This is a genomic window from Alkalihalophilus lindianensis (assembly GCF_032843265.1).
Lineage (GTDB): Bacteria > Bacillota > Bacilli > Bacillales > Bacillaceae_D > Alkalihalophilus > Alkalihalophilus lindianensis.
This window is the reverse complement of record NZ_JAWJBA010000422.1, coordinates 1-267: the sequence shown is the minus strand read 5'-3', so window position 1 is coordinate 267 and position 267 is coordinate 1. Positions and strand designations below refer to the sequence as shown.

Sequence of the window (267 nt, the reverse complement as noted above, 5' to 3'; positions counted from 1 at the left end):
TGCTGCCCAGCAGCAGGCCGACCGCACCGGCCGCCAACGCGCCGCCCCCGGCGCCCGAGAGCAGGCTGCCCAGGCCTCCGCCAGAGAGCAGACCACCCAAACCACCTGCCTGCTGCCCCTGGGGGCTCTTCGCCGCAGGTTTTTGCATGGCCTGCTGGCCGGCCTTGAGCAGTTGGTCGAGCAGATTGCTGGTGTTCATCACGAACTCTCCTGAAAAGTAGGCACCGGAATATCCGACCCCGGAAAGCACCGAGAAATCCCGGATGC

At 66.3% G+C, this 267-nt stretch carries 1 protein-coding gene; it reads right to left on the bottom strand.

Features of this window, described 5'->3' with window-relative positions; translation table 11 throughout:
- Nucleotides 1-267: hypothetical protein (locus RYX56_RS22865; RefSeq protein ID WP_317124190.1), on the bottom strand; the 267-nt coding region annotated here is incomplete at both ends.